Below are 1,195 nucleotides of genomic sequence, written 5' to 3'. Positions count from 1 at the left end.
CCACCGACCTGGTCGGACGGGGCGGGCCGTCGTCGTCGCCGGGCCGTCGCACGAGGAGGAGCCCGGGCCGGGGGGCGTGGCACCCGGGCGGCAGCGGCGTCGGGCTGGCAGCATGTCTGCTGTGACCCAGCCGACCCAGCCGACCCAGCCGACCCAGCCGACCCAGCCCCTCCTCGACCCGCTCGCCGGGGTGACGACCACCGGGCAGGGGGCCGCGTCCGCCGTACCCGACGTCGTGGTGGTCGAGCTCGGCGCCGAGGCGTCCGGCGCCGACGTCCAGGTGGCGCTCGACGCCGCGAACGCGGGGGTGCGCGCGGCGCGTGAGGCGCTGCTCGCCGGCGGGGTCGCGGCCGAGGACCTGCGCACCGCGCAGACGTCCACCTGGACGCAGTCGTCCCAGCAGCCCGACGGCGCCGCGACGCTCTCCGTCACCGCTCGCCTGACGCTGCGGGTCACCGTGCGCGACGTCCTGTCGTCGGGAGAGCTCGTGCGGGCAGCGCTCGGTGCGGCCGGCGCCGTCGCGCGGCTCGACTCGATGCGCTTCGCGGTGAGCGACCCCGCGCCGCTCGCGGTCGCCGCGCGCGAGGAGGCGTTCGGCGACGCCCGGGCGCGGGCCGAGCAGTACGCGGTGCTCGCGGGGCGCACGCTCGGACCCGTCGTCGAGGTGAGCGAGCAGGGCGGCGGGTTCGCACCGATGCCCCGCATGATGTCCGCCAAGGCGGGAGCGTACGACGCGATGGCCGTCGACCCGGGGCGTGAGCAGGTCGACGCGAGCGTGACCGTGCGCTGGGCCTGGGCGGACTGATCGCCGCAGGATCGTGACATTTCTCAGGGACTGCGACCCCCGGGCGCCACTAGGTTGGATGCATGCTCATCATCGAGGACTACCTCCTGCTCGTGCTGGACGACGTCACGGGCCGCCCCGTCGGTGACGCCTCGTACCTCCAGCAGGTGGCGGCCGGTGCGCTGCTCGTCGAGCTCGCGCTGAAGGGACGCGTCGACCTCGCGGGCGACACCTCGGGGTGGCGCTCGGGACGCGTCGTGGTCCGCGACCAGTCGCCGACCGGGAGCACGCTGCTCGACGACGCGCTTGCGACGGTCAAGTCGAAGGAGGGCTCCAAGCCCAAGAGCCTGGTCGAGGTGCTGTCGCGGTCCAAGCCCGCGGACTCCGGGGGGGTCCGCCCCGGCGGGCGCC

Annotated in this window: 2 protein-coding genes; both read left to right on the top strand. The window is 75.7% G+C overall.

Annotated elements, in window-relative coordinates:
• Positions 1-121: 121 nt before the first annotated feature.
• Positions 122-805 carry an SIMPL domain-containing protein gene (locus tag ACFRCR_RS18755; protein ID WP_377679702.1) on the top strand — a complete coding sequence of 228 codons (684 nt, stop codon included), beginning with the start codon at positions 122-124 and terminating at the stop codon, positions 803-805.
• Between the two features lie 62 nt (positions 806-867).
• Positions 868-1,195: GPP34 family phosphoprotein (locus tag ACFRCR_RS18750; protein WP_377679700.1), on the top strand; the 328-nt coding region annotated here is incomplete at its 3' end.

The sequence above is a fragment of the Oerskovia sp. NPDC056781 genome, from assembly GCF_042789955.1.
Classification (GTDB): domain Bacteria; phylum Actinomycetota; class Actinomycetes; order Actinomycetales; family Cellulomonadaceae; genus Oerskovia; species Oerskovia rustica.
This window is presented reverse-complemented; position numbering and strand designations above follow the sequence as displayed.